28 protein-coding genes are annotated in these 25,361 nt (G+C 31.7%); 8 read left to right on the plus strand and 20 right to left on the minus strand.

Features of this window, described 5'->3' with window-relative positions; translation table 11 throughout:
• Positions 1-368: 368 nt before the first annotated feature.
• On the minus strand, positions 369-632 hold the full coding sequence (locus ACQ654_RS05700) for a hypothetical protein (RefSeq protein ID WP_430409362.1): 264 nt from the start codon (positions 630-632) through the stop codon (positions 369-371).
• A gap of 560 nt (positions 633-1,192) precedes the next feature.
• Here ACQ654_RS05700 and ACQ654_RS05705 point away from each other — a divergent pair.
• From ACQ654_RS05705 to argH, 8 genes are all read left to right on the plus strand, one after another.
• The gene (locus ACQ654_RS05705; protein WP_430409363.1) at positions 1,193-1,810 is read left to right on the plus strand and encodes a GNAT family N-acetyltransferase; all 618 of its coding nucleotides are present in this window, start codon (positions 1,193-1,195) and stop codon (positions 1,808-1,810) included.
• Positions 1,807-3,003 carry an argininosuccinate synthase gene (locus ACQ654_RS05710; RefSeq protein WP_430409364.1) on the plus strand — a complete coding sequence of 399 codons (1,197 nt, stop codon included), beginning with the start codon at positions 1,807-1,809 and terminating at the stop codon, positions 3,001-3,003. Before ACQ654_RS05705 ends, ACQ654_RS05710 begins: the two co-directional genes overlap by 4 nt.
• Positions 3,000-3,977: an N-acetyl-gamma-glutamyl-phosphate reductase gene (argC, locus tag ACQ654_RS05715; RefSeq protein WP_430409365.1), complete on the plus strand. Its 978-nt coding sequence runs from the start codon at positions 3,000-3,002 to the stop codon at positions 3,975-3,977. The genes ACQ654_RS05710 and argC overlap by 4 nt, the downstream gene beginning before the upstream one ends.
• 12 nt (positions 3,978-3,989) lie before the next feature.
• Positions 3,990-5,117, plus strand: coding sequence for an aspartate aminotransferase family protein (locus ACQ654_RS05720; RefSeq protein ID WP_430409366.1), 1,128 nt, complete (start codon positions 3,990-3,992; stop codon positions 5,115-5,117).
• The gene (locus ACQ654_RS05725; RefSeq protein ID WP_430409367.1) at positions 5,114-6,049 is read left to right on the plus strand and encodes an acetylornithine carbamoyltransferase; all 936 of its coding nucleotides are present in this window, start codon (positions 5,114-5,116) and stop codon (positions 6,047-6,049) included. The genes ACQ654_RS05720 and ACQ654_RS05725 overlap by 4 nt, the downstream gene beginning before the upstream one ends.
• 2 nt (positions 6,050-6,051) lie before the next feature.
• On the plus strand, positions 6,052-6,828 hold the full coding sequence (gene argB, locus ACQ654_RS05730; protein ID WP_430409368.1) for an acetylglutamate kinase: 777 nt from the start codon (positions 6,052-6,054) through the stop codon (positions 6,826-6,828).
• Positions 6,825-7,889: a M20 family metallo-hydrolase gene (locus ACQ654_RS05735; RefSeq protein ID WP_430409369.1), complete on the plus strand. Its 1,065-nt coding sequence runs from the start codon at positions 6,825-6,827 to the stop codon at positions 7,887-7,889. Before argB ends, ACQ654_RS05735 begins: the two co-directional genes overlap by 4 nt.
• A 152-nt stretch (positions 7,890-8,041) precedes the next feature.
• Positions 8,042-9,316, plus strand: a complete 1,275-nt coding sequence (gene argH / locus ACQ654_RS05740; protein ID WP_430409370.1) for an argininosuccinate lyase — start codon at positions 8,042-8,044, stop codon at positions 9,314-9,316.
• A 202-nt stretch (positions 9,317-9,518) separates the two neighbouring features.
• Here the strand turns inward: argH and ACQ654_RS05745 are convergent, their stop codons facing one another.
• From ACQ654_RS05745 to ACQ654_RS05835, 19 genes are all read right to left on the minus strand, one after another.
• Complete coding sequence (locus ACQ654_RS05745) at positions 9,519-10,190, minus strand: type 1 glutamine amidotransferase domain-containing protein (RefSeq protein ID WP_430409371.1); 672 nt, start codon at positions 10,188-10,190, stop codon at positions 9,519-9,521.
• Positions 10,191-10,264: 74 nt separating this feature from the next.
• Positions 10,265-11,008: an alpha/beta fold hydrolase gene (locus ACQ654_RS05750; RefSeq protein WP_430409372.1), complete on the minus strand. Its 744-nt coding sequence runs from the start codon at positions 11,006-11,008 to the stop codon at positions 10,265-10,267.
• A gap of 191 nt (positions 11,009-11,199) precedes the next feature.
• Positions 11,200-11,580: a carboxymuconolactone decarboxylase family protein gene (locus tag ACQ654_RS05755; RefSeq protein ID WP_430409373.1), complete on the minus strand. Its 381-nt coding sequence runs from the start codon at positions 11,578-11,580 to the stop codon at positions 11,200-11,202.
• A 66-nt stretch (positions 11,581-11,646) separates the two neighbouring features.
• Positions 11,647-12,147, minus strand: coding sequence for a hypothetical protein (locus tag ACQ654_RS05760; protein WP_430409374.1), 501 nt, complete (start codon positions 12,145-12,147; stop codon positions 11,647-11,649).
• Between the two features lie 163 nt (positions 12,148-12,310).
• Positions 12,311-13,198 carry a DMT family transporter gene (locus ACQ654_RS05765; RefSeq protein ID WP_430409375.1) on the minus strand — a complete coding sequence of 296 codons (888 nt, stop codon included), beginning with the start codon at positions 13,196-13,198 and terminating at the stop codon, positions 12,311-12,313.
• A 102-nt stretch (positions 13,199-13,300) separates the two neighbouring features.
• Positions 13,301-13,870 carry a Crp/Fnr family transcriptional regulator gene (locus ACQ654_RS05770; RefSeq protein WP_430409376.1) on the minus strand — a complete coding sequence of 190 codons (570 nt, stop codon included), beginning with the start codon at positions 13,868-13,870 and terminating at the stop codon, positions 13,301-13,303.
• A 124-nt stretch (positions 13,871-13,994) separates the two neighbouring features.
• Complete coding sequence (locus ACQ654_RS05775; RefSeq protein ID WP_430409377.1) at positions 13,995-14,405, minus strand: DUF1348 family protein; 411 nt, start codon at positions 14,403-14,405, stop codon at positions 13,995-13,997.
• A 230-nt stretch (positions 14,406-14,635) separates the two neighbouring features.
• Entirely contained in the window at positions 14,636-15,136 is a 501-nt protein-coding gene (locus ACQ654_RS05780; RefSeq protein WP_430409378.1) for a hypothetical protein, read from the minus strand.
• A 146-nt stretch (positions 15,137-15,282) separates the two neighbouring features.
• A complete protein-coding gene (locus ACQ654_RS05785; RefSeq protein ID WP_430409379.1) occupies positions 15,283-16,014 on the minus strand; it encodes a hypothetical protein in 732 nt (243 codons plus the stop codon).
• 102 nt (positions 16,015-16,116) lie between these two features.
• Complete coding sequence (locus ACQ654_RS05790; RefSeq protein ID WP_430409380.1) at positions 16,117-16,866, minus strand: hypothetical protein; 750 nt, start codon at positions 16,864-16,866, stop codon at positions 16,117-16,119.
• Positions 16,867-17,036: 170 nt separating this feature from the next.
• Positions 17,037-17,591 carry a porin family protein gene (locus ACQ654_RS05795; RefSeq protein ID WP_430409381.1) on the minus strand — a complete coding sequence of 185 codons (555 nt, stop codon included), beginning with the start codon at positions 17,589-17,591 and terminating at the stop codon, positions 17,037-17,039.
• A gap of 126 nt (positions 17,592-17,717) precedes the next feature.
• Positions 17,718-18,743 (minus strand): OmpA family protein, encoded by a 1,026-nt coding sequence (locus ACQ654_RS05800; protein ID WP_430409382.1) that lies wholly within the window; start codon positions 18,741-18,743, stop codon positions 17,718-17,720.
• A 156-nt stretch (positions 18,744-18,899) separates the two neighbouring features.
• Positions 18,900-19,334: a hypothetical protein gene (locus ACQ654_RS05805; RefSeq protein WP_430409383.1), complete on the minus strand. Its 435-nt coding sequence runs from the start codon at positions 19,332-19,334 to the stop codon at positions 18,900-18,902.
• A gap of 381 nt (positions 19,335-19,715) precedes the next feature.
• Entirely contained in the window at positions 19,716-20,795 is a 1,080-nt protein-coding gene (locus ACQ654_RS05810) for a family 16 glycoside hydrolase (RefSeq protein ID WP_430409384.1), read from the minus strand.
• A 63-nt stretch (positions 20,796-20,858) separates the two neighbouring features.
• Positions 20,859-21,734, minus strand: coding sequence for a helix-turn-helix domain-containing protein (locus tag ACQ654_RS05815; RefSeq protein ID WP_430409385.1), 876 nt, complete (start codon positions 21,732-21,734; stop codon positions 20,859-20,861).
• Between the two features lie 217 nt (positions 21,735-21,951).
• Positions 21,952-22,521, minus strand: coding sequence for a hypothetical protein (locus tag ACQ654_RS05820; RefSeq protein ID WP_430409386.1), 570 nt, complete (start codon positions 22,519-22,521; stop codon positions 21,952-21,954).
• 141 nt (positions 22,522-22,662) lie between these two features.
• On the minus strand, positions 22,663-24,027 hold the full coding sequence (locus tag ACQ654_RS05825; RefSeq protein ID WP_430409387.1) for a glycoside hydrolase family 113: 1,365 nt from the start codon (positions 24,025-24,027) through the stop codon (positions 22,663-22,665).
• Between the two features lie 186 nt (positions 24,028-24,213).
• On the minus strand, positions 24,214-24,573 hold the full coding sequence (locus ACQ654_RS05830; RefSeq protein ID WP_430409388.1) for a cupin domain-containing protein: 360 nt from the start codon (positions 24,571-24,573) through the stop codon (positions 24,214-24,216).
• Positions 24,574-24,604: 31 nt separating this feature from the next.
• Positions 24,605-25,360: a hypothetical protein gene (locus tag ACQ654_RS05835; RefSeq protein WP_430409389.1), complete on the minus strand. Its 756-nt coding sequence runs from the start codon at positions 25,358-25,360 to the stop codon at positions 24,605-24,607.
• Between the last annotated feature and the right edge of the window lies 1 nt (position 25,361).

Below are 25,361 nucleotides of genomic sequence, written 5' to 3' on the forward strand. Positions count from 1 at the left end.
TTTTTGTTTTCTTTTGCTGCTCCATTACTATTTGATGAAATAAATTTGACTTGTGTTTATAAAGTCTTCAATAGTATTAAAAGTCAAGCCATTGGTATGAATCGCTTCATGTCTATTGAAAACAGCAATATTTTGAACAAATGTACTTAAAAAACAAATAGTGAATTAACGCTAATGCATTTTTCATGTTAATTTCAACAAATGGGAATTATTATATGTTTGGTATATATTTTTAAGGTTTCGTGTTTTTTACACTTACTTCTACTAAAAATAGTAGGATTTTATACAGCATAAAAAAACCAGCGAAGTTTACTTCACTGGTTCAATGTAAGTTGTTTTAAAATTGTCAATCTATTTAGAACGACTCATTATCTACAAATTCCAACTGGCTGGCATGAGATTGTAGGACATCCATTTGAAGGGTTACATCCTACGTTTGTTTGATTGCAACCAATGTTATTTGTTGGACATCCGTTAGTACATCCATCTGATGGACAGCCTTGTGTCTCAGCGCAAATTCCAACTGGTTGACATGAGATACTTAAAAAAGTTCCGCCTTTTACTGTAGATTCGTTAAAGTTAGAAACCATCTTCTTGTTTAAATTTAATGATCTTAGATTCTTTTTTTTCATGATATAAAATTTTAGTTATACCATAAATATAAAGGTTTCAATTTTTTAATAAAATGAAAGGTTCTCGGTATTTATAAATTGTAAGTAATATAAAACAGAAATGATTTTACATTCTTAATTAGGAAATTTATAATCACAAATCATGTCCGATTTTCATAATACGTTATAAAACAGGTATGTTTTTTAAGATATTCACAAAATTTCTGTAAAAAGCACCATTCAATGTATAACATAAAGCTATAATTTGTAGGTTTGTACCAATGAATACTCAAAATAAAATATACAATAGAAAACCCAGTTTGCGCTTGCGCAACCGACGCCGCTAATTCTACAATCTAGCAGTACACTCTATTCAATAATTTTATTTTTCTATTTCTTGCATTATTTAATACACATATCATCTTTTCAAAATGTAGTTATTTCTCAAAATAACAGCATTCCTGCACGCCGCTTTTTTCCACGCCGCCCGTAAGGGTCATTTCTATTTGGGAACTTTGGCGCGTCCGGTTCTTCTTTTCAACATACATCAAACAAAATTTTAATCATTTTAATTTAACACAATGGAAATTGTCATTGCTAACAATTCACATAGCGTGCACGCTGAAGTTATTTGCGAAACTATTTTACAAGCCGCTCAATTAAGAGGAACAGGAATAGCCAAACGAAAGCCCGAATACATTATTTCAAAAATGGAACAAGGAAATGCGGTCATTGCTTTAGATGGTGATGAATTTGTTGGCTTTTGCTATATAGAAGCTTGGAGTCATGGGAAATTTGTCGCAAACTCAGGATTAATAGTTCATCCAAATTACAGAGGAAAAGGCATAGCAAAACAAATCAAGAAAAAAGTTTTTGAACACTCCAGAACCAAATTTCCCAATGCAAAAATATTCAGTATTACCACAGGATTAGCTGTCATGAAACTCAACAATGAGTTAGGTTACAAACCTGTAACATTTTCTGAATTGACCGAAGACCAATCTTTCTGGAATGGTTGCCAAACGTGTAAAAATTTTGATGTACTAAAACGTACAGAACAAAAAATGTGCTTGTGTACAGGCATGTTGTACGATCCAAATTCAAGCGATTTAACTCAAAAAACGAAAGTAAAAGAAACAGTTTTTAACAGATTGAAAAGTATCAAACAAACCTTGTTTCTAAAAAAAGATAAAAAATGAAAACTCCAAAAAAATTAGTACTTGCGTATAGTGGCGGTTTAGATACGTCGTATTGCGCCATTCATTTAACGAAAGAGCAGCATTTTGAAGTACATGCTGTAAGTGTCAACACAGGCGGATTTACGCAAAAAGAAATAAACACAATTGAAGAAAATGCTTATAAAATGGGCATTTCAACCTATAAAAACATCAATGCGATTACAACTTTCTATCAAAAAGTAGTCAAATATTTAATTTTTGGAAACGTATTAAAAAATAACACCTATCCATTGTCTGTAAGTGCTGAACGTATTGTGCAAGCTATCGAAATTATTGAATATGCAAAAAGTATCAATGCTTCATACATTGCGCACGGAAGTACGGGCGCTGGAAATGATCAAGTGCGTTTTGATATGATTTTTCAAACGTTGGCTCCTGAAATTGAAATCATTACACCAATTAGAGATCAGAAACTAACACGTGAAGCAGAAATCAGTTATTTAAAAGATAATGGTGTCGATTTATCTTGGGAGAAAGCAAAATACTCCATTAACAAAGGACTTTGGGGAACAAGTGTTGGCGGTGAAGAAACGTTAACTTCTCACAAAGCATTACCCGAAAAAGCATATCCTTCACAGTTACAAAAGCAAGAAGCTGAAAAACTACAACTCACTTTTTCAAAGGGAGAATTAGTCGCTGTAAATGGTGAACAAAATAACCCAGAAATCAACATAGAAATATTGAATACATTGGCTTCAAATTTTGCTATTGGAAGAGATATTCATGTCGGAGATACAATTGTTGGTATAAAAGGAAGAGTCGGATTTGAAGCCGCCGCTGCAATTATTTGTATCAAAGCGCATCATTTATTAGAAAAACATACACTTACCAAATGGCAATTGCAACACAAAGAATACTTAGCTAATTTTTACGGAATGCATCTGCATGAAGGACAATACTTAGATCCTGTAATGCGTGACATTGAAAGCTATTTAGAGAGCAGTCAAGCAAAAGTTTCTGGTGATGTTTTTATTACGTTAAAACCGTACCATTTTACTTTAGATGGAATCCAGTCAAAACACGATTTGATGAACGCAGAATTTGGTAGTTATGGCGAAATGAACTCTGGTTGGACAGCTGATGAAGCGAAAGGGTTCATCAAAATTATTGGGAATCAAAACAAAATATATCAACAAGTAAACTCAGCAAAATGATACAAGTCGGAATTATCGGTGGCGCAGGTTACACGGCAGGAGAACTGATTAGATTGCTCGTACATCATACAAAAGTGAACATCAATTTTGTATACAGTACTTCAAATGCTGGCAACAACATTAGTGATGTACATCAAGATTTGGTCGGAACTATTGATCAGTCTTTTTCAAATGCAATACAAACTGATGTAGATGTTGTGTTTTTATGTTTGGGACATGGAAATTCGAAAGCATTTCTAGCAAAAAACACCTTTTTAAAAAATACAAAAATTATTGATTTAAGTACTGATTTTAGATTGAACGATGATCAAAAATTTGGAGATTCTTCTTTTGTATACGGATTGCCAGAATTACAAAAAGAAGTCATCAAAAAAGCACATTTTATAGCCAATCCAGGTTGTTTTGCTACCGCAATTCAATTGGCATTATTACCATTAGCACATCACGGATTGTTACAAAACGATGTACATATCAATGCGGTAACAGGCGCAACAGGTGCTGGAACTTCATTGTCAAAAACGACACATTTTGCGTGGAGAGATAATAATTTTTCATACTACAAACCGTTCACGCATCAACATTTAGGAGAAATCCATCAAACCGTGCAACTATTGCAAAATGATTTTGATGCTGAAATTAATTTCATACCAACTAGAGGAAACTTTAGCAGAGGTATTTTCGCAACAGCGTACACAAAATTTAAAGGTGATGTTGAAGAAGCTGAAATACTATACAAAAGCTTTTACAAAGATGCCGCTTTTACTTTTTTAAGTGACAATCAAGTGCATTTAAAACAAGTTGTAAACACAAATAAATGCTTGGTACATCTTCACAAACACGAAAATAAATTATTAATCACAAGTAGTATTGACAATCTTTTAAAAGGTGCTTCTGGTCAAGCAGTTCAGAATATGAATTTAATGTTTGACTTTGAAGAAACGGAAGGATTACAGCTAAAAGCCAACTTTTTTTAAACACAAATAATTATGAGTCTATTTAATGTATATCCATTATTCAATATAGTTCCCGTAGCTGCAAAAGATGTATTTGTGTACGATGAAAATAACACAAAATACCTTGATTTGTACGGTGGACATGCTGTAATTTCTATCGGACATTCACATCCAACATATGTAGCTGCGATTTCAAATCAACTGCAAAAAATAGGGTTTTATAGCAATTCTGTTCAAAATCCGTTACAAGAAAAATTAGCACAGCAACTAACAAGTATATCAAACTGTAAAGGATATGAATTATTTCTATGCAATTCTGGTGCAGAAGCGAATGAAAACGCATTAAAACTAGCATCATTTTACACACGTAAAACAAATATATTAGCTTTTGAAAATTCGTTTCACGGACGAACTTCAGCCGCAGTTGCCGCAACCGATAATGCAAAAATTGTAGCGCCTTTAAACGCACAGCAAAAAGTAACTTTTGTAAACTTAGGAGCTTTGAAAGCTGTTGAAAATGTGCTAAAAGAAAATAAAACCTGCGCCGTAATTATAGAATGTATTCAAGGTGTTGGCGGCTTGGACGAAAGTACTACAGCATTTTATCAAGGATTGGAAATTCTCTGTAAAAAATACAACACGTTATTAATTGCGGATGAAGTACAAGCTGGTTTTGGACGAACTGGCGATTTCTTTTCGTTTCAAAAACATCTTATTACACCAGATATTATTTCTATGGCAAAAGGCATGGGAAATGGCTTTCCAATTGGCGGAATTTTAATTCATCCAAAAATCAAAGCTTCTTACGGTTTGTTAGGAACAACTTTTGGCGGAAATCACTTGGCATGTAGCGCCTCTTTAGCTGTATTAAATGTAATAGAGGAAGAAAAATTGATGCAAAACGCTACTGAAATTTCCAAGTACTTTCTAGCGGAAGCGAAAAAAATTCCCCTAATTAAAAACACAAAAGGGAGAGGATTGATGCTGGGATTGGAATTTGACTTTCCAGTGGCAGAATTGCGTAAAAAGCTGATTTATAAACATCACATATTTACCGGAAGTGCCGCCAATCCGAATGTTTTAAGAATACTTCCGCCATTGACAATTACGAAACAACATATACATACATTTTTTGAAGCTCTAAAAAAGGTATTAGCATGAAAAAATATACTACTATTTACGATTTAGCACATATTCCCAAGACGATTCAGGAAGCAATTCAGTTAAAAGAAAATCCTTTTGCATATGAAGACTTAGGAACACATAAAACATTGGTAATGTTATTCTTTAATGCAAGTTTGCGAACGCGATTGAGTACTGAAAAAGCGGCGAAAAATTTAGGAATGAACGTCATGATTTTAAACATAAACAATGCTTGGAATTTAGAATTTGAAGAAGGTACAATCATGAATTTGAATTCATCTGAACATGTGAAAGAAGCCGCACAAGTTATTTCGCAATATGCTGATATTATTGCTATCAGAGCATTTCCGAGTTTAGAAGATAAAGAAAAAGATAGTTCTGAATGGATTTTGAACAGTTTTGTAAAATATGCAACTGTTCCAATTGTCAATATGGAAAGCGCGACCATGCATCCGTTGCAAGCGTTGGCTGATGCAATTACGATTGAAGAGTTAAAAACGAAACAAAAGCCAAAAGTAGTTTTATCATGGGCGCCACATCCAAAAGCGTTGCCGCAAGCTGTCGCAAATTCGTTTGTGAAAATGATGCAACAGCTAGATATTGATTTTAGCATTACGCATCCAAAAGGCTATGAACTCAATTCGAAAATTACTAAAAATGTTCCGATTCATTACAAGCAAGAAGAGGCTTTGAAAGATGCCGATTTTGTGTACGTAAAAAACTGGAGCAGTTACGAATCGTATGGAAAAGTGTTGCATAAAAATCCTAATTGGATGCTTACGGAAGCGAAACTAAAAGAAGCAAAATTTATGCATTGTTTACCTGTGAGAAGAAATGTTGTGGTAGAAGATGCGGTGTTGGATAGTGAAAATTCTATTGTCATTCAACAATCGCTCAACAGAGTGTATTCGGCGCAAATTGTCTTGAAAAAAATCTTAGAAAATATATAGCTATGGAAACACTGAAAATTGTAAAAATTGGCGGACAGCTTATTGATAATGATGTAGCTTTAAATTCTTTTTTGGATGATTTTGCTCAGTTAGATACGCCTAAAATTTTAGTGCATGGTGGTGGAAAATCTGCTACAAAACTTGCGCAACAAATGAACATTGGAGTACAAATGATTAACGGAAGACGTATTACAAATGCTGCAACTTTAGACATTATTACGATGATGTATGCAGGAAAAATTAATACAAAAATTGTTGCAAAATTACAAGCTAAAAACACCAATGCGATTGGATTTTCTGGAGCTGATGGCAATAGTATAATTTCTGTAAAACGTCCCGTAAAAACTATTGATTATGGTTTTGTGGGCGATATTAAAAAAGTAAACATTCAACACTTACAAATACTTATTAATCATGGAATTACACCTGTTTTTTGCGCAATTACACATGATAAAAAAGGTCAGTTATTAAACACGAATGCTGATGCCGTAGCTTCCGAATTGGCAATTGCTTTTACAGAAAATTATACAACGGAATTGTATTATTGTTTTGAGAAAAATGGCGTCTTAGAAGATATAACTAATGACGATTCTGTGATTGAAACGATTGATGCTGAAAATTATCAAACGTTACTTGAAAACAAGATTATTGCGGATGGAATGTTGCCAAAACTCTCCAATTGTTTTCATGCGATTGATCATCAAGTGGAAAAAGTCCATATTGGGAAATCGACTATGCTGTTACATAAAAACACGAAACACACAACAATTCAAAAATGAACATTAAAGAATTAACACGCGAAGCAATTGTATTGCTAAAAAAGCTCATAGAAACGCAATCTTTTTCCTCTGAAGAAGAAGGAACTGCAAAGCATATAGAAAATTGGTTTCAGCACTATCAAATTCCTTTTAAACGAACGAATAATAATATTTGGGCGACTAATTTACATTTTGATGAAAACAAACCAACATTGTTGCTCAATTCGCATCACGACACCGTAAAACCGAATAATGGATATACAAAGAATCCGTTTGAAGCTATTGTTGAAAATGGAAAATTATATGGTTTGGGAAGTAATGATGCTGGCGGATGTTTGGTTTCACTCATAGCAACATTTACCGATTTTTATGCACAAGCTGATTTACAATACAACCTTGTCATTGTCGCGTCCGCAGAAGAAGAAAGTAGCGGAGAAAACGGATTGAATAGTATGCTTTCCGTCATTCCAAAAGTAGATGTTGCCATTGTTGGTGAACCTACGTTGATGCAATTGGCTATTGCCGAAAAAGGATTGGTGGTTTTTGACGCTGTAGTAAAAGGAACGCCAAGTCATGCCGCACATCCAAATACGGACAACGCTATTTACAATACCATTGATGTTTTAAAATGGTTTCAAGAATTCACGTTTGAGAAAACGTCTGCTGTTTTGGGTGATGTAAAAATGACCGTAACGCAGATTAATGCAGGAAAACAACACAATGCGGTTCCTGCAAACGTAAAATTAGTCGTAGATGTTCGTGTGAATGATGCCTACTCCAATAAAGAGATTGTTGAAATACTGAAGAAAGAATCTCCTTGTACAGAAATTATTCCGAGAAGTTTACGGCTAAACTCCTCTTCTATTCCGAAAACACATGCATTGGTACAAGCTGGAATTGCGTTAGGTAGAGAAACCTATGGTTCGCCAACGTTGTCGGATCAAGCAGTATTATCATGTCCGTCTTTAAAATTAGGGCCTGGCGATAGTACACGTTCGCATACGGCTGATGAATTTATCTATGTACATGAAATAGAAGAAGGCATTGATTTATATATTAAAATAGTAAAAGAAATAGTATGAAGGTAGTATTGAGCTGTGAGATATTAGTATTGAGATTTTTCATAGAACGTTTCTCAATATTCAATACTAACTACTAAAATTAAAAAAAACAGCTTCCTGACTTCATTTCGGATTCGCTCAATATGACACGCAGGAATGACAAAATAAGACTTATGAAACTCTGGGATAAAGGAATTACTATAGATAAAAAGATTGAAGGATTTACTGTTGGAAACGACAGGGAAATTGATTTACATATTGCTAAATACGATATACAAGCATCGTTAGCACATGCCAAGATGTTGGAAACGATTGATATTATTTCTACCGAAGAATTGCAACAACTTTCCGAAGGATTACACGAATTACAGTCGCAAGTAACACATGGAACTTTTGTGATTGAATCGAAATTTGAAGATGTACATTCAAAAATTGAATTCGAGCTGACTCAAAAATATGGTGATGTTGGAAAGAAGATTCATACCGCACGTTCTCGAAACGATCAAGTTTTGGTGGCATTACAATTATTCTACAAAGACAATTTAAACAATATTAAAAATCAGACACGTACATTGTTTGATACACTTTTAGAACTTGCAGAAACGCATAAAGAAGCATTATTACCCGGTTATACACATTTGCAAGTTGCTATGCCTTCTTCTTTTGGATTGTGGTTTTCCGCGTATGCAGAATTGTTAATTGACGATATATATGTGTTGGATGCGGCTGTAAAAACCGTAGATCAAAATCCGTTAGGTTCAGCGGCAGGATATGGAAGTTCATTTCCGATAGATAGAAATTTCACAACACAAGAATTAGGTTTTAATACGTTGAAATATAACGTTGTTGCCGCGCAAATGAGCAGAGGAAAAAGTGAACGAACTGTTTCAATGGCTTTAGGCAGCTTGTCTAATACTTTGACACGATTTGCCATGGATATTTGCTTGTATATGAGTCAGAATTTTGATTTTATTTCTTTTCCTGATGCGTTAACGACGGGAAGTAGCATTATGCCGCATAAGAAAAACCCTGATGTTTTTGAATTGATTCGTGGAAAATGCAATAAGATTCAAGCGTTGTATACCGAAATGCTTTTACTTACGAATAACTTACCTAGTGGTTATCACAGAGATTTTCAACTGTTGAAAGAACACATGATTACAGCTTTTGAAGACTTGAAAAATGTGTTGGAGATATTCAATCATTCCATTCAACAAATTACCGTGAAGAAAATCGATTTGAATGATGAAAAATACCAATACCTTTTTACAGTAGATAGTATTAATAATTTGGTCATGGATGGAATTTCTTTTAGAGAAGCGTATCAGCAAATCGGAAAACAAGTTCAAAAAGGAACTTATTCGGCAGCAACTTCTAAAAAACATTCACATATTGGAAGTATTCATAATTTGTGTTTGGATGCGATACGAGATAAGTTTCCTGATTAACTTGAAAAATTGAACATCAATAAATAAGAAAGCCTTACTGAAAATAGTAAGGCTTTTGTTTTTCTAATCTCGAACCTTTGAAGTTCGAACTTTTTGATTCGGTATTTGAAAAATATAAGTCTGATTGGTCAAAAAAATGTTCCGAAGTAATCTGTATGTGATATCGTAATGGATAGTACATTTTTCATACTTGTTTCTAATTTTATTGCAATAATTTTATCATTTCAACAGCAACTCCACTAGCAGATGCTGGATTTTGACCTGTTATCAAATTCCCGTCGGTAACAACAAACGGATCAAAAGGTGTCGTATTCGAGAATAGCGCACCTTGTTTTATTAATTCATCATCCAACATAAATGGAATTACATCTCCTAATAAATGCTTATCCATAGCTTCTTCTGCTTTTGTAAACGAATTAATTCTTTTTCCTTTTAATAAGTTACGACCATCTGATAAAATGACATTTAGCAACGCACTTGGCCCGTGACATACAGCACCAATAATTTTATTGCTTTCATATGCATTTTTTATGATTTCTTTTAGCAACGGATTATTGACCATATCCGTCATTAAACCTAAACCTCCTGGAAAGAATATAGCGTCATAAGCTTCCATATTTACGTCGCTTAGTTTGTGACTAAAGTTTAAGCGTTTGAATCCGTTACTTTCTATGAAATTTTTACTGTTTTTTTCGGATGCATTATAACCCACATATGGTGGAGCACCGCCAAGTATGCTGGTGAAATCTACTGTGAAACCTTTGTTGATAAATTCAAAATAAGGAGTTGCTATTTCCGAAAATTCATAACCTGCTGGATGTTTGCCTGTTCCTGTAACACTGGTACTTGTGACTATAAATAAGATATGTTTCATCGATTTGTGTATTGATTAGTTAAAACCAAAGGAAGCTACTGTACCTTCCTTTGGTTTGATTGAATTTTAAGCTATTACCGATTTCCAGAAATACCTACTTTATGCAATGCAGCAGCCAATTGTTTTGGTGCCGTTTCTAAAGGTACATGTCCGTATGCTAACGTTACTGATTCAGTAATACCCAACATTTTTTGTCCATGTCTTTGTGCTTTTAGTGTGATTACTCTATCTAAAGTCGTTTCAATGTACGCCTTTGGAACTTTTCCAAAATTTTCTTCTGTTGTGATTACTTTTTCAAAAAATGGAGCTGTTGCTTGTGCGACAAGATTAGGAAGTACAGCATCAATTTGCGCATCTGTAGCACCTGTAAATACAATGTTTTTTATTGTTTCTCTAGTCATCGTTACCGTACTTTTATCTTCCGAAAAAAGTAGGTTTTCAAGGAACTCACTTCCTTCGTCTTCTTCAAAAACCTCAACAGCCGTTTTCCCTTCGTAAGGTACTGCTGAAGCTATGAATACTAGTTTTTCAATTTTTTCTGGCATTTCTTCAGCTACTTTAGAAATTATGAATCCTCCAAAGCTGTGTCCAACTAGTATAACTTGACCCTCAGTTTTTGTTAGTTCGTCTTTGACACGATTCGCATAAAGCGCTATATTGATTGTAGCTGTTGGTGTTTTATCGTTACCATGTCCTGGCAAATCGATTGCATTTACGGTATGCCCATTTTTCTCTAAATAAGCTGTCGTTTCTTTCCATGACCAAGCACCTTCCCATGCGCCATGAATTAATAAAAATGTTTTATTTGAATTTTTCATTGTGTTCATTTTTAAAGTTTTGTTTTTTTATAAATGGATATCGTGATGTTGATGTCCATTTACGGTTATTCTAATCGTAGTGAATAGTATTTATTCCACTACTTGATAATTTAGCACTCACTACATTAAATATGTACTGATGCAAAGTTGAGCTCACTTTGAAGTTTAGACGTTGTCATATGACACCATTTTCAATTTGAAGTTTTTTTGAAATTGTGTAAAGATTCAGTGTGTTTTAAGGAACGTGTCCATAAATCTATTTGTTCAATGGCTTTCGTTAGTGCTAAAATTTGCTTGTTGCTAAAATGTGGCTTTAGAAGCATGCAAACTTGCTCATAGTTTTTACTTGTATTCGCGCTAAGTATGTAATCTGTTAAAGCAAAAAGTGCACATTCTTTTTCTGAAAAATTTGGAACAAAATTCCACACAGAAACTAAGGTCAATCTAACATCTGTCTCTCCAAAATTTTTAAGCTCTTTTAAGTGAAGATTGATAGAATAGTTACACTTATTTAGATAACCAATTCTGAGTCTGACGAATTCTAAATGACGAATTTCTATGATAGAATTCATGTTTTTAGTAGTTGTGTAAAGAACTACTTCGATTTCGGTTCGAAGTAGTTCAGACTTGTTCTTTTTTTACCCTTCAGAAATTGCGGCTCCTAATTCGTCATTCGTCATGGCAATTCCGTCAAGATTCCATCCACCATTTACGGCATGTACAACATTTACATAGATATTGTCTTTGGGTTGTTTTCCACCAGCTAGTTTGTAAATAATTTCGGTAACTTCCATAAAATGTTGTTTGACAATTGAATGGTCAGCTAATGCAAACGAAGGAACTTTCCATTCTGCCCAAGCACCTGAAAATTCTTCTCCTCCAGAAAAAGATAATCCTTTTGGTATTATATGAACATTGGCGGTGATGTTTGGTGTCATTACTGTATTACCCGTTAAACCATGATTTTTTAAGAAGGAGTTTGTAATTTGAACTACGGCTTCTTTTATTTTTTCTGAAGGCAAAACACCTTCTGTAACTGTTAATGTAAGTGGCATGCTGTATATACTTTTAAAATTGTGAACTTTAGTGCTCATCAACAGTACAAAGATGCCACCGATTGGAAGTTTAAAAGTTGTCATATGACAATGTTTTCAATGAAATAAAATTGAGTTACGAATGAAAATAAGAGTTTTTGATTGGAAGATTTTTGTAATTATATGTACGCATGTAAAATGTCATAAAACGATAAAGTGATTCAGTAACTATTTGACAAAAATTTGAAATTAAAATTCATTTTATTGTTTAGATTGATTTTATAGGTTTCTTACGTAAATTGGTTTTCATTATTAACATTCCAGAAATAATTAATAGTGCACTTATAAAATGATACATACATAGTTGTTCATTAAAAAATACTGCGAATAACGCGGTAAATAAAGGCACCATGTTCATAAATATTCCTGCTTGGTCTGCTCCTGCTTTTTGAACTCCATGATTCCAAAAGTAAAAGACAATACCCGTTCCAACTATTCCTAATCCACAAATAGCAAACCAAAACTGAATAGTGTGTGAAGTTATATTTTGCAGTTCACTGAAGGGTAAAAAGAATACGATACCAATCAACGTACATACAACAGCTAAAAAGGTGAAGCTTGTATTTTCTATTTCAGTAGCATATTTTTTTACCCAAACATGATGCAATGCAAAGAAGATATTCGCAATTAGTATGAAACCATCATTGTAGCTAAAACTTATATTTTGAAAATCGGTGATATTTCCTCTTAAGATAAGGTATAAAACGCCTAGGAATGAAATTACAATTCCTATGAAGTGTTTTGTTTTTAATGAGGTTTTCAATATGATACTTGAAAACAGAATTGTTAGTGCAGGATTAAGTCCAATAATAAGCGCCGCATTGATAGCTGTACTATTCTTTAAACCAAGAAATAAAAATAGATTGAATCCTAATAAACCGACACCGCCCACAAGAAATGCACCTTTAATGTTTGAACGATTTAAGCGTAATGATTTTAAGTTTTTATATGCCAATAAGAATAGCGTGATGCTTGCGAAAGTGAAACGCCAAGCAATGGTTTCTATGAAGCTTATTTCTGCCAATACAATTTTGGAAAGGTGAAAGTTTAGTCCAAAAAATAACGCGGCAATTATAAAATAAATGTTGGCTTTCATGTATTGTGAAATTTTAGATTTTGTGAATACATCAAAGTTTGGAAGAAGTAAAAAAGTAAAAATGGTCTTATGAAAACAATTTGCGCAGTGGATTTTTAATTTTTAAAGTTGCGCACGTAATTTACTCAATGTAGAGTTTGTCATTCCTAAATAAGATGCCACAGCTTTGCTTGAAATTCTGGATAATAATTTAGGTTCATGTTCCATCACCCAGCGCAATTTGTCAATACCTTCCATTCCTAAGAAACTATAAATTCGCATTTGAGAGTGAATAAAAGAAAATTCCATAAATTTAGTATATACATCTCTAAATTCAGGAACGGTTTCTACAAGTTTAAAAAAACTATCTCTACTGATCACAAGCAATTCCGAAGGTTCAAAAGAGACTAAGAAATCTCTGGATGGTTTTTGCAAAACAAAACTGGTAATCGCTGCAATTATTTGATCTTCCAACGCAAAATATGCTGTTGCCTCATTTCCTTTATTGTCAACTTCATACATTCGAAGACAACCTTTGTTTATGAAGTAGAAATTTTTACACACTTGCCCAACGGAACATAAAACTTCATTCCGTTTTGTTTTTAGCGGTTTGAAATGTGGTACAACTTTTTGAATGGATTCACTATTAATAGTTGAATGATCTTTAAGGTATTGTTCTAATTGCGTATACATTTTTTCATTTTAACTCACGATTACTTGTCGTAAAATATAGCTACTTCTTTTAAATTTTATTTGATTTTTTTAGAAAGATAAAGCCTCTATTACGTTTACATGATGCTGTATTTCGTGTTTTTTTTTACACTTGTCTGTCTTTTTCTTCTATTTCAAGATCATTGATACTTGCGTACCTTTTTTCCATGAGACCATTTTTGTCAAATTCCCAGTTTTCATTTCCGTATGCTCTGAGCCATTTTCCATGTTTATTTTTATATTCATATTCAAATCTGACCGCTATTCTATTGTCTGAATGTGCCCAATATTCTTTCTTTAGTTTGTAGTTTAATTCGTTTTTCCATTTTTCTGTTAAAAAGGATACAATTTCATTTCTCCCATTAATGAATGTGTTTCTATTTCGCCATTCGCTATCAACAGTATATGCCAAACTTACTTTTTCTGGATTTTGTGAATTCCAGGCATCTTCAGCTAGTTGAATTTTTTGTTTTGCAGTTGCCAACGTAAATGGTGGAAGCGGATGTTTTTGTTCCATAATTCAAGTATTTATAATAAATTTTCTATTCTATTTTTTAATTTCTCCCTGATTTACGCTTATTAAATCAAAATCAGAAATGTCAAGCACATTCCCAATTTTTAAAGGGCTTTCAGATTGTTTTTTGTCATTATCACATGAGATTATAAGAAAGCTGACTAAAATTAGTATCAAGATTTGTTTAGGCATAAGTATTTTCTATATTTCCAGTTTTTATATGCTTTAAAAATTTAATTTACTTTTTCAAAAACGAGTCCTACACCAGAGTTATCTTCTCCTCCATGTGTAAAAATCATTTTTTCTTCTGTTAGAAAAATACATTTTGCTATAAAAAACTCATAGTAAGCGTCTTGGCTGGAATAACCTCCTCTAGAAAAGTTTAAATAAAGTTCTTGGAATTCAGAGTTATAATTGTAAGATGCAGAACTTGCTTCATTAGGGAAATTGTTATAGCAAACCTCACTTCCAAATTCTGTATCGCTATTTGTGTCATTAACATAAAACGTATATATGTCATCACTCACACAATCAGTAAATTCTATATTAAGCTCCAAATCCTTGTAGGATGAATAATAGCTGGTTATCTGCCATCTTTTAGTATTGTTATCATGCAAATAAATCAACGATTCTTCCGTAATAATTGTTGGATCACCAATGTCATCGTCGTTTGAGCAGTTTGTTAAAATCAGTAATATAATGAGGCTTCTAAAGATTAAAGAGGCATTTTTCATTGTTTTTTAGTTTTAATGTTTACAAGGCAAAGTTGTGTTTTTAATCATTTTATTTAGAATATACACGCAGCGTAAAATATATATGTGTTCGAAACTAATTCAGAAGCAATAAATCAAACCCGTTCGTACATAGTGAACTGTCTATATTAATTAGTTAATTCCATAATCATTTTCCGTCCTTGCATATCAACTTCATGTCTAATTACTTGTCTCGTATTAGCATCTATGTAATAAGTACTCATAGCTTTATTACCTGATATATCATCTGTTACGTTCACGATCCAAACTGTTTTATTCCTATTTTCTGGCATTTTGCCTTTTTCAACATTTTTAATAAATGCTTTTAGTTTTCCTGTTTTAGCGCTTGGATTGTAATCAAAAATTGAAATCGTTTTTTGATACCCTTTTTTTAATGGAAGCCACCTAATCAATTGTGGATAGATATTACTATCAAAATAACTACCTGAAGTAGTTTCAGATATTTCGCTTTTGATATTTGTTTTTTTGTCAAAATAATAACCCGTTACTTTTTCATCAAAATTAAGTACCATATCTCTTTGCTGATTGTATGAAGAATGGTAAATGGGTTTAAGACTATTTATAGTAGCAATAGTACTATCAACCCATTTAGTTTGCGTATGCTTCATTTCAACAGCAGTAATAATTAACACGTTATTTTTAACTTTTTTTATCTCCGTTTTAATTTTTCCTATCTCTATTTTGGAAGTGTCTTGTTGGACAAACCAAGTCATTTCGTAACTCTCATTTTTGATAAATTCTGAATCAAAAGAATTGTTTACTGGTGTCATTGTGGACTCTTGCCCAAATGAACTCATGGAGATAATTACCAATAGGACTGTTAATAGGATATTTTTCATAAATTATTTTTTAAATATTGTGTTAACTAGATGTAGATACGATTTAATTGTCTCTATTTGCATTGCCCATAACGCAGTTCACATTATTGACAATTATTACTTTTAGTTAGAACAATTATTATTTATTAAGTCATCTAAAGTCGGATTATAGCTATTTAACTCTGGAAAAAACAAAAGTGTTGGATTAGCTTGTGCAAGTTGGACTAAGGAACAATAATCTGTCAATGATTCATTCAAACTGATTCCTATGTGATTAGAAAAAGTAATTCCATCTAAGCCATCAATAGTTTCTAAATTATCGTTACCAAGAATTAAAACCTGAGGGACTGATTGTAAATTTTCTAACCCATTTAAGTTAGTTAATGTTAAATTAAAAAATAAAGAAAATTGATTACCAATAGTCGTTAGGTTGTTTAAGGAGCTTAAAGTTTCCAAGCTATCATTATTTTCAATTGATAAAGTATCTGAAATGCTCGCTAAATTATCAATACCAACTAAAGAAATAAGTTCAGGATTATCTTTAATTACTAAAAGATTTAATTCTGTAATATTTTCTAACCCTTGTAAAGACTTTAAATTGTCATTGTTTAAAATATAGAGTCTACCATTAATTGCTTCCAAGTTTTCAAAGGCTCTTAGGTCTTCAATGTCATCTGTGTTTCTGATAATTAAATTACCATTAATTGTTTTGTATCCTTGAATAGCCGGATCCTCTAAGTCAGCCAGCGAGTTGATTTCTAAGTTCCCATCAAAATGAGTTATTAAATCCATTGTTACTGTGTCATCGTCTGAAGAGCAAGAGATTGTTAAACACACTAGCATGATAATTGCTAGTAATTGTTTTTTTATCATAATTCCTATTTTTTCGTTTATTTTTAATTCAATTTTTTTGTGAAAGCATTTTTTCTTCCTTTCATTTAGACACTGTGATTGTCAAAATGTTTTTTTAATTATTCAGAAGTAAATACCGTTAGATTTCATGATATATTGGCAACTAACTTTCCATTGCGATTTGATATGCCTTAAAATTTATATCCTAACGAAAATTGAAATACACTGTTTCTAATATCTGGGTTTTCTCCAATTGTTGTAATACCATGATTATAGCGCATTTGCGCAAATAAATGAGAACCGAAATTATATCCAACACCAACATTAAGTCCAAAATCAAAAGTTGAGGCATCTGTATCAAGAATAGGAATTGAGGTATTCTTAAATTCTGCCTCGTCATATATCAAAAATGACGCTTGCGGCCCTGCTTCTATACTAAATTTTTCAAATAGGTAATATTTTATCATAAAAGGAATTGCTATATAATCTACTTTTACTTCAACAAAATCGTTCTCTGAACCTTGTGTGGAATACAATAATTCTGATTGAAGTGAAAATTTTTCGTTCAACTTAATTTCGGCAAATACACCAATATGAAAACCCAATACATTATTCATGGCTGTCTCACCTCCCGTAAAGTTTGAAATGTTAAGACCTGTTTTAAGTCCATAATCAACATTTTGAGCTGTAATTGAATTTGATAATCCTAAAATGGCAATAATTGATACTAGCAAAATTTTTTTCATAATTAATCTTTTCATAGTTTATTTTTAATTGAAATGTTACTGTAATAGCTTTTTTTTAGTTTACTTTTATTTTTCGTTTAGATATAAGAAATTCCAAAATATTCTAGATAATTGTTTTTATTGTTTTTATATTTTTCTCAGCTCAACTCTTCTGTTTTTAGCCTTTCCTTTTTCGGTTGAATTGTCCTCTATAGGTTTGGTTTGCCCAAAACCTTCACTTTTTAGTCTCGCTTCATCAATATCTTCATCAGTAAGTGCCATAAGAACAGATTTTGCTCTATTTTTAGATAGCTTCATATTAGCTACTTCATTTCCAACATTATCAGTATGACCTTCTATACTAATTTTTAAATCGGTATTTGCGTTCATCATTTTTGCTATTTCATTTATAACAGTATAAGAATCGGCTTTGATTCTCGATTTACCAGTGTCGAAATTAATATGTAGCGTTGCATATCCTTTGTTATTTATTTCATCTAAAATATCAACAGCTGTAATTTTCTCTATCGTTTGTTTAAAATTTTCATCTTCTACAATTCCTATAGTTCTTGATTTTGAAGAAACTTGAAAGCCTATTTTTTTAGTTGAAGTTTTAAGAACATACATACGAATTGGACTATTAACAACATCTCCAGCATAAAATTCATGCATGTGCCTATATATCGCATTTGGATTGTCTCCCCATTTTTGAGTGAATTCATCTGGAATTTTACCTTCAAAAATTAATTTCGCACCTATTGATTTTAAATATTCTGATACGCTTTTGTCAAATAAATAGTGTTGCCACTCTTTGTCTCCGTCCATCATTAGTTGCATTCTTTGCACTTTACCATCAAGCACAAAAAATGTATTCCCATCAAACATTTCTAACTTATCAAATTCATAGGATTTAGATTCGTTTTTATCGATAATCATGCCTTTTGGCGGCGTAATGTATGGGTAAGCTCCTATATCAACTTTTGATTCAGGAATATGTTCCCAAGAGAAATCTTTTGTTTCTTTTTCATTCGAGAATTCTTTAACTGGCATATCTTTATTAGTAGAAGAAACTTCTTTTTCTTCCGTTTTTTGAGCAGTATTTTCTCCTTTACTATTTTTACAGGAACATAAAATAGCCATTAGTAACAGACTAATTAGGTGCGTTTTTTTCATATTTTAAAATTAAGGATCAAAGCTACTTAATAGAGTCGCGAGTATAATTGATTTAAATCAAATAATCATTTTTTGTTCTTTTGCTTTATCATAGTTGAGCATAACGCTTTGGCTTGAGAATAGTTATAGGTTTCATGAGTGCATTCTTTATTTTGATTAAATTCTATATCCAATTCTTAGGTGTAAATTCACATCAATTTCACTTTCGTCTTCAAGAAATCCAGCTTGTTTTGCAAAGGTGTATCTGTATCCAATTCCTAATCCAGTTTCATGGTTGAAATGTTTTCCAATATTTCGTCTAATTCCCCAAGTTGGTATGATTGAAATGTCACTAACTATACGTATGTTTTCAGTGTTTGAAATCACAAACCAATCTGGATGGTAACTTGTTTTTAATGAAATAAAGTTTCCACTATTTCCGTCAATTCTATGTGATTTCTTTGCTCTTTTATTGAGGTTGTAATAAAATCTTGGTTCCATCGTAAGTACAAGTGTCAATAAAAATCCTGTTCCATCGTAAAAATCTTCTCCCCAAATTCCGCTGTTAAATCCAATTTCAGAACGCAATGCTATTGAATTTGATAACTTCATTTCATTATGTGCCCAGATTCCTAAAAATCCAGTTTGAATACCAAAGATTGATTTTTCAACGCTTGCGTTTTGTGATTTTGCAACTAAAATAAGTCAGCAGAAGAGCAAGGTTACTATGATTTTTTTCATTTAGTTTTGTTTTATTTTGTGTTTTTTATTTAGATAAAAAGAATACTACAAAGTTACTTATTAGGCATGGGTGAAATTTGTATAAATCGGTCGTTTTCGTTTTATGATAGATTTTTCAGAATTTAGCTAGTTTGAAATCAATAAAAGAAAGATTAATCATCGGTAAATTTTAAGATTTTTCCGAATATATATATATATATATATATATATATATATATAGAACTAGCAATCGTTTTTTAGTTATAAAGTGTATTATTCTAATTTGCCTATTAATCCCCAACCATTTGCTTTGTCTATCACAACGCAATGAAATGTGTTTTCACCTTTGTTTAGGTTTAAATATAATTTGTTCGCATCAATATCTAAATGTCCTTGGTATTGCATTCCTTTAGATCTAAACGCATTGTTTCCTTTAAAAATTTCTTTTCCATTTAAATACACAATTATTTTATCGCTGTAATCAAATGAAAATATCTTTACTTGATCAATAGTTGATACAATACTATTTGAAGCCACGGCATAGACTTCCTTGTTTTTTTCGAAATTCCCAGCAGATGGCTTTTGTATGTATTTAGAGAATGGAAGCAAACCAGATTTTTCAGTAGTTACCATTCTATATTTCTCTTTTGAAAAATTGTTAAAGTTTAGTTTTCCTTCAACATAAGGGAATGCTTCTGTTATGTTCCATCGTGAAATAAAATTGAGTTCTGTATTGGGCTGCGCATCCGTTTTTGATATGTTAACAGCTTCTTTGTGTGTTACTTTAAAGTTCGAAAAACGATTTTTAAACAACGAAAAAAGTCCTATTTCTCCTGTACTATGTGTTGTTCTAAGATTGTCAATAGTCAGTACTTTTTTATCATTAACAAAAATAACCGCATTGTTTTTGTTTATTTCAATTCGCAACTTATTCCAACCTTTATTTTTAAAGGTAACATTGGCTTGGTATTCTTTGTATAATTGCCATGTAAGTTCTTCGTTGTACGTTGGTGAGTATTGTATAGCATCAACTTGATTGGATTTGTGAAGTCGCATATACACTTCTTCCATTGTTTTTTGTTGCTTTCTGAAAATAATTCCTGCAAAACTTCTGGATGTGTTGGCATATACGTCAACTGAGATCGTTCCGTTTGAGAAGTTTTTATTTTTTAGAATTACTTTTCCATTTAAAACAAGTGTTTCTTTGTTATCAAATGTTTCAAAAGTAGATGTGCCTTTGTGAGCTTCCCAATTTGAAGCATTCATAGGTATACTAATCGTATTATTTTGTGCAGTTGCTAGTTGCAAACTCAGCAAAATAATAACGAAATTGAAATAGTATAGATTTTTCATAGTGTTAGTAAATTTTTACTGATAGCAAAGATTGAATTTTATTTTTGCAGCGTAAATATCGTTTTATGAGGAATATCTATCATTTTGGTAATATTGACGATATGAACTAGGTGTAACATTTTCATGTCTATTGAAAAAGCGTGTCATATTATTGGCTTCGCTGAAGCTTAGTTCATTTGCAATTTCAGCAACCGTTTTATTGGAATAGCGTAATTCCATTTTAATCTCTTGTAGTAATCTGAAATGAATAATTTCTATAGAAGTACTCCCGAAATGTATTTTTACAATTTCGTTTAATTGATGCCTAGAAACGTTCAAAATGTTGCAATACGCTTCTACTGAATGAAATTTTCGAATATGTATTTCTAATGCTTCTTTAAATTTATAAAGTACTGAATTTGCTTGTGTTTCTGATGAAAGATCATACTCTTTGCAATAGAGTCTGTTCAATTTTGACAACGAAAAATACAAAAGAGATCGGATGATATGAAGGCTATCATTTTGAAAATTATTTATTTCTGATATTATTTCATTGAGTATAAATTGAATTTTATCATATGCTTCTTTTTCCAGTTGTAAATATTGAGGATGCTTTGAATTGTAAAAATATTGAAGTCTGTATACAAAAAGTTTATCATCGAAAAAATCGGATAAGAAATCATTCTGAAAAACCAAGTGAAAACCTTTAACTTCAGTGATATCTATTTCACAACTCTTTTTTTGGTACGGAGAAATAAAAAATAACGTGTTTTTTCCAATAGTAAATGTATTTCCATTTAACTCAATTTCACCTTTCGCTTTTTCAAAAATAAAAATTTCAAAAAAGTCAGTTGTATGCGGTTTGGGCTCAAAGAAAATAGTAGGATTTGTTTCGAATTTATGTAAATCCATTAGCAATTCAAATCCATATTTCTCTTTTTCAAAATGGAAGGTTCGCATTTTTTGATTCTTTTAGTTGAATAAATTATTCGTTAAGATAGGTACTATCATTTTGGACAGCTCATTAAGTGATGACTTTAATTTCTTTTAAAAATTGCTTTGCGTTTTTCGGTGGCTTTATGTTAAGAAGTTCCGCAATAGTTGGCGTTACATCTAAAGTGATTATTGTATCAATTTTTCTTGTTGGAATATTGGAGCCAAAAAACCAGAGGTTGCTTTAGGTAATTTTTCTCAGTATTTTTTTTAAACAGCTAATCATTATTCCGTTTGCACTTTTTACAAAAGAAAAATCTTCGTTATCATCGTTATCTATTGATACTTGCCCAATAACTTTCCTAGTATAAATTATTTCTAAAGTATTTAGATCATAAACTTCTAAAATGGCTTCAGCAACATTCTTTTTTTCACTGTATGTCTGCCCAATTTTTAATGCGCCTATTTCGTTTTCTGAAATACTAGTTTTGATGTTAATTAAATAGTCAAATCCAGATTCTTTTTTAATTCTTTTTAAATGATTTTTTCCTGGATTAATCGGAATATAAGACAAGGAAATAGTTGTTAAATCTTCTGCTTTTTTTAGTCTATCACCCAATTTTTTTTGAAAATTATCATACGCTATTTTAGTAAGCTTTGGTTGTATACTCTTTGGAGATTCTATTTCATTTAACAACCATTTTCCTTCCTTAAAATCTATTCCATAAGGAGTAGATTCAATATCGTGCATGTATGAAGCAGTATGACAAGAGGTTAATAAAATGATACAAATAAGTAGAATAGATTTTTTCATCATTGGTGTTTAGTGTATGCAAGTGATTGATTTCAACGTAGTAAGTTTTTAATTCGACACGAACAAAAAGTACTATTTTTTTACTATTATTTCGTGTGATTTAGTATGTTGCTTATGTTATTTTGAATCATCTTACCTTAATTAATTACCTTTAAAATGTTTTGCGATAAGATTTAGTGATGGTTTCCCTTCAATGGTGAAATTGGTATTGTTACCGTCAGATTCGCCACGACCTTGCCATTCCCAAATATGAATACCATGAAACCAAGGTTCTTTCCAAATGGTATTGAAAAATGCTTGGTAACATAAGAGTTGTTCTCCTTTTGAAATTTTTGAGTACAAACTATGGATACCATTCCATTCCCATGGTTTTTTTGAAGTCCCTTGAATAGATTTGTATCCTAATTCTGTAAAAAGTATAGGTTTATTAAATTTTGAACTAACCAACGCGATTTCTTCTGTATGTTTTTTCCAATAATTTTCTAACGCTTCAAGTGTTGGATCGTCTTTTTCACTTAACGGAAAGTAAGCTTGAATTCCTATGTAATCTAACTCATCCCAAAAAGGCACTTTTTTGTATTCAGCATTCCAATTGGCCGCATACGTTAGTTTTCCTTTGTAGACTGCTTTAACTTTTTGTATTAAGGCTTTCCATTGCTCAGGTTTTTCGTAAATAGTCGTTTCTAATTCGGTTCCGATACAGAATTGTTCTAGTTGTAATTCTTCAGCAAGTGTTGCATATTTTAGGATGATTTGATTGTAATTTTTAAACCAAGTATTCCAATCTTGTTCAGTTTCCATGTTGATATCAGATCGCCATTTTCCATTTTTCGTTTTGGAGAGCCAAATGTGAGGTTTTAGCATTATTTTTATTCCATATACATCACATTCCGCCTTTATGGCTTTGTAGTGTTTTAGTATATTTTTATAACGATCTTCAGAGATTACCCGTAACGATGGTTTGTTATAATCACCTTGACTTATGAATGGTGTTAGCGTAATCCATTCAAAATTATTCGTCTTTAATTTTTCAATATCTTCTGAATTTCCACTTATATTGAAGACATGAATGCCTCTTTGTTTTTTATCGATATTACCATAATTATTTACGCTGTTGGAATTATTTTCTACAGTAGTATCCCACGTATAGTCTGAGACTTCAGATACTCGATAGCTTTGTAGCATCAAGTTTCCAATGTAGAGAATCGCAATAAAAATAGCTGCTTTTAGCAAAGAACCTGTTAATAGACCCTTGATTTTATTTCGTTTGTAATCGGAAATAATCCTTTTTATCAGTAAAAAAATTAGATACGGAAGTATGGCTATGATATGAAAAAAAATGCTGGTCAACATTCTACCTACCACATCTAAAAAAAATACAGTAGTAGTATGTACTGAATAGTCGTTTTTATGTAGAATTAGAAGGAACGCTAACATGAGTAAAATAAACGCTGTACATCCGTAAAACCAAAGAAAAAGTTTTAAAGCTGCTATTTTTATCTTCATGTTATAGATTTTTTTTCAAATGTTGGTTGACGTTTTAGTCGAATTAAAATTAAAAATCACCCAACAAAACTGTGTTTTTTTCGATTTAATTTATAATTATCTGATATTTAATATTTTACGTAACTTTTTTCTATTTTCAAAAAGTTAATATATACATGCAAACATGGTTATACTTTTTTGAGAATATTACAACCGTTGCGATGTTATCGTTTTCGTTATTTCAGATGTAACATCACCTGTATGTAACGTTGTCTTATTCTCAATAAGCATTATTTGACATTCTTTCAAAGATGAAACCCTATGTGTTGTATTTTTTTTAACGATAAAAAGGTCACCTTTGTTCATTGTAAAACTAGATTTTCCTTCTATTTCAAAGAGCAAGCTTCCTTTAATGATATAAAATAGTTCGTCTTCATTTTTGTGATTGTGCCAAGGAATTTTATCGCCTTTTATTTTAACAAGTTTTACAAATACATCATTTACTTCTCCAATTATTTTTGGTGAAAAATACTCCTTTATGCCTTTAAATGTATTCTTTATATTCATCTTCTACTATTTTTAAAGTTAACAAATCAATTTAATCTCCTGCAATCACTGGAAATAGGCTCATTATAAATCCGATACTATTCCAACACATATGTAATCCTAACGAATACTTAAATCCATAATGCATTCTAATGTATCCGTAGGTCATGGCAGATACTAATTTGGGTAACGTAATTAATGGTAATAGCAGTAGGTGTTTTAAGTTTATTTCGTAATTAAAAATATGAATCCAAGCAAATGTGATACAAAAAAAGTAGAAAATCCATGTAAATCTTGTTTTCCAAAAAATATTCAATTGCTTTTTAATTTTCGGTTGAGATACAATTACATAGGCTACAAGTATTGCTAAAATACTAATGATAATTCTGGTTCCAAAATGATTGTCAATATTACTTAATTGAGTTTGGTAAATAAGCTTTGAAAACACATAGTACATAAAAACGCCAAATGTGAGTGTTATGTATACAGTTTTAAACCGTAATGAGAGTCTAAATGCGACTTCTTCAAGCAATGGAAGGATGATAATACTTAATAAAAATATGGTACTTGTGGAATATATTTCAGTCCATCGTGCTGTGGTTTGATTTACCGGATTAATGAGTGTTGTTATTAAAACACCAAGAATAATGTAAAGTATTGTTTTAAGTACGAACATACTCCAAGTTCCTTTCATATTTTGAAGAACCGAATTCGTATTTGAATCTACAAGAGTTGGTTTTAGAATGTATTTTATAAATTTCAGAAATTCTATATAATAGTGTTTAGGATGTAGTACGAGTAACTTCATT

The sequence above is a fragment of the Kordia sp. genome (assembly GCF_965283645.1).
In the GTDB taxonomy this organism is placed as follows: Bacteria; Bacteroidota; Bacteroidia; order Flavobacteriales; family Flavobacteriaceae; genus Kordia.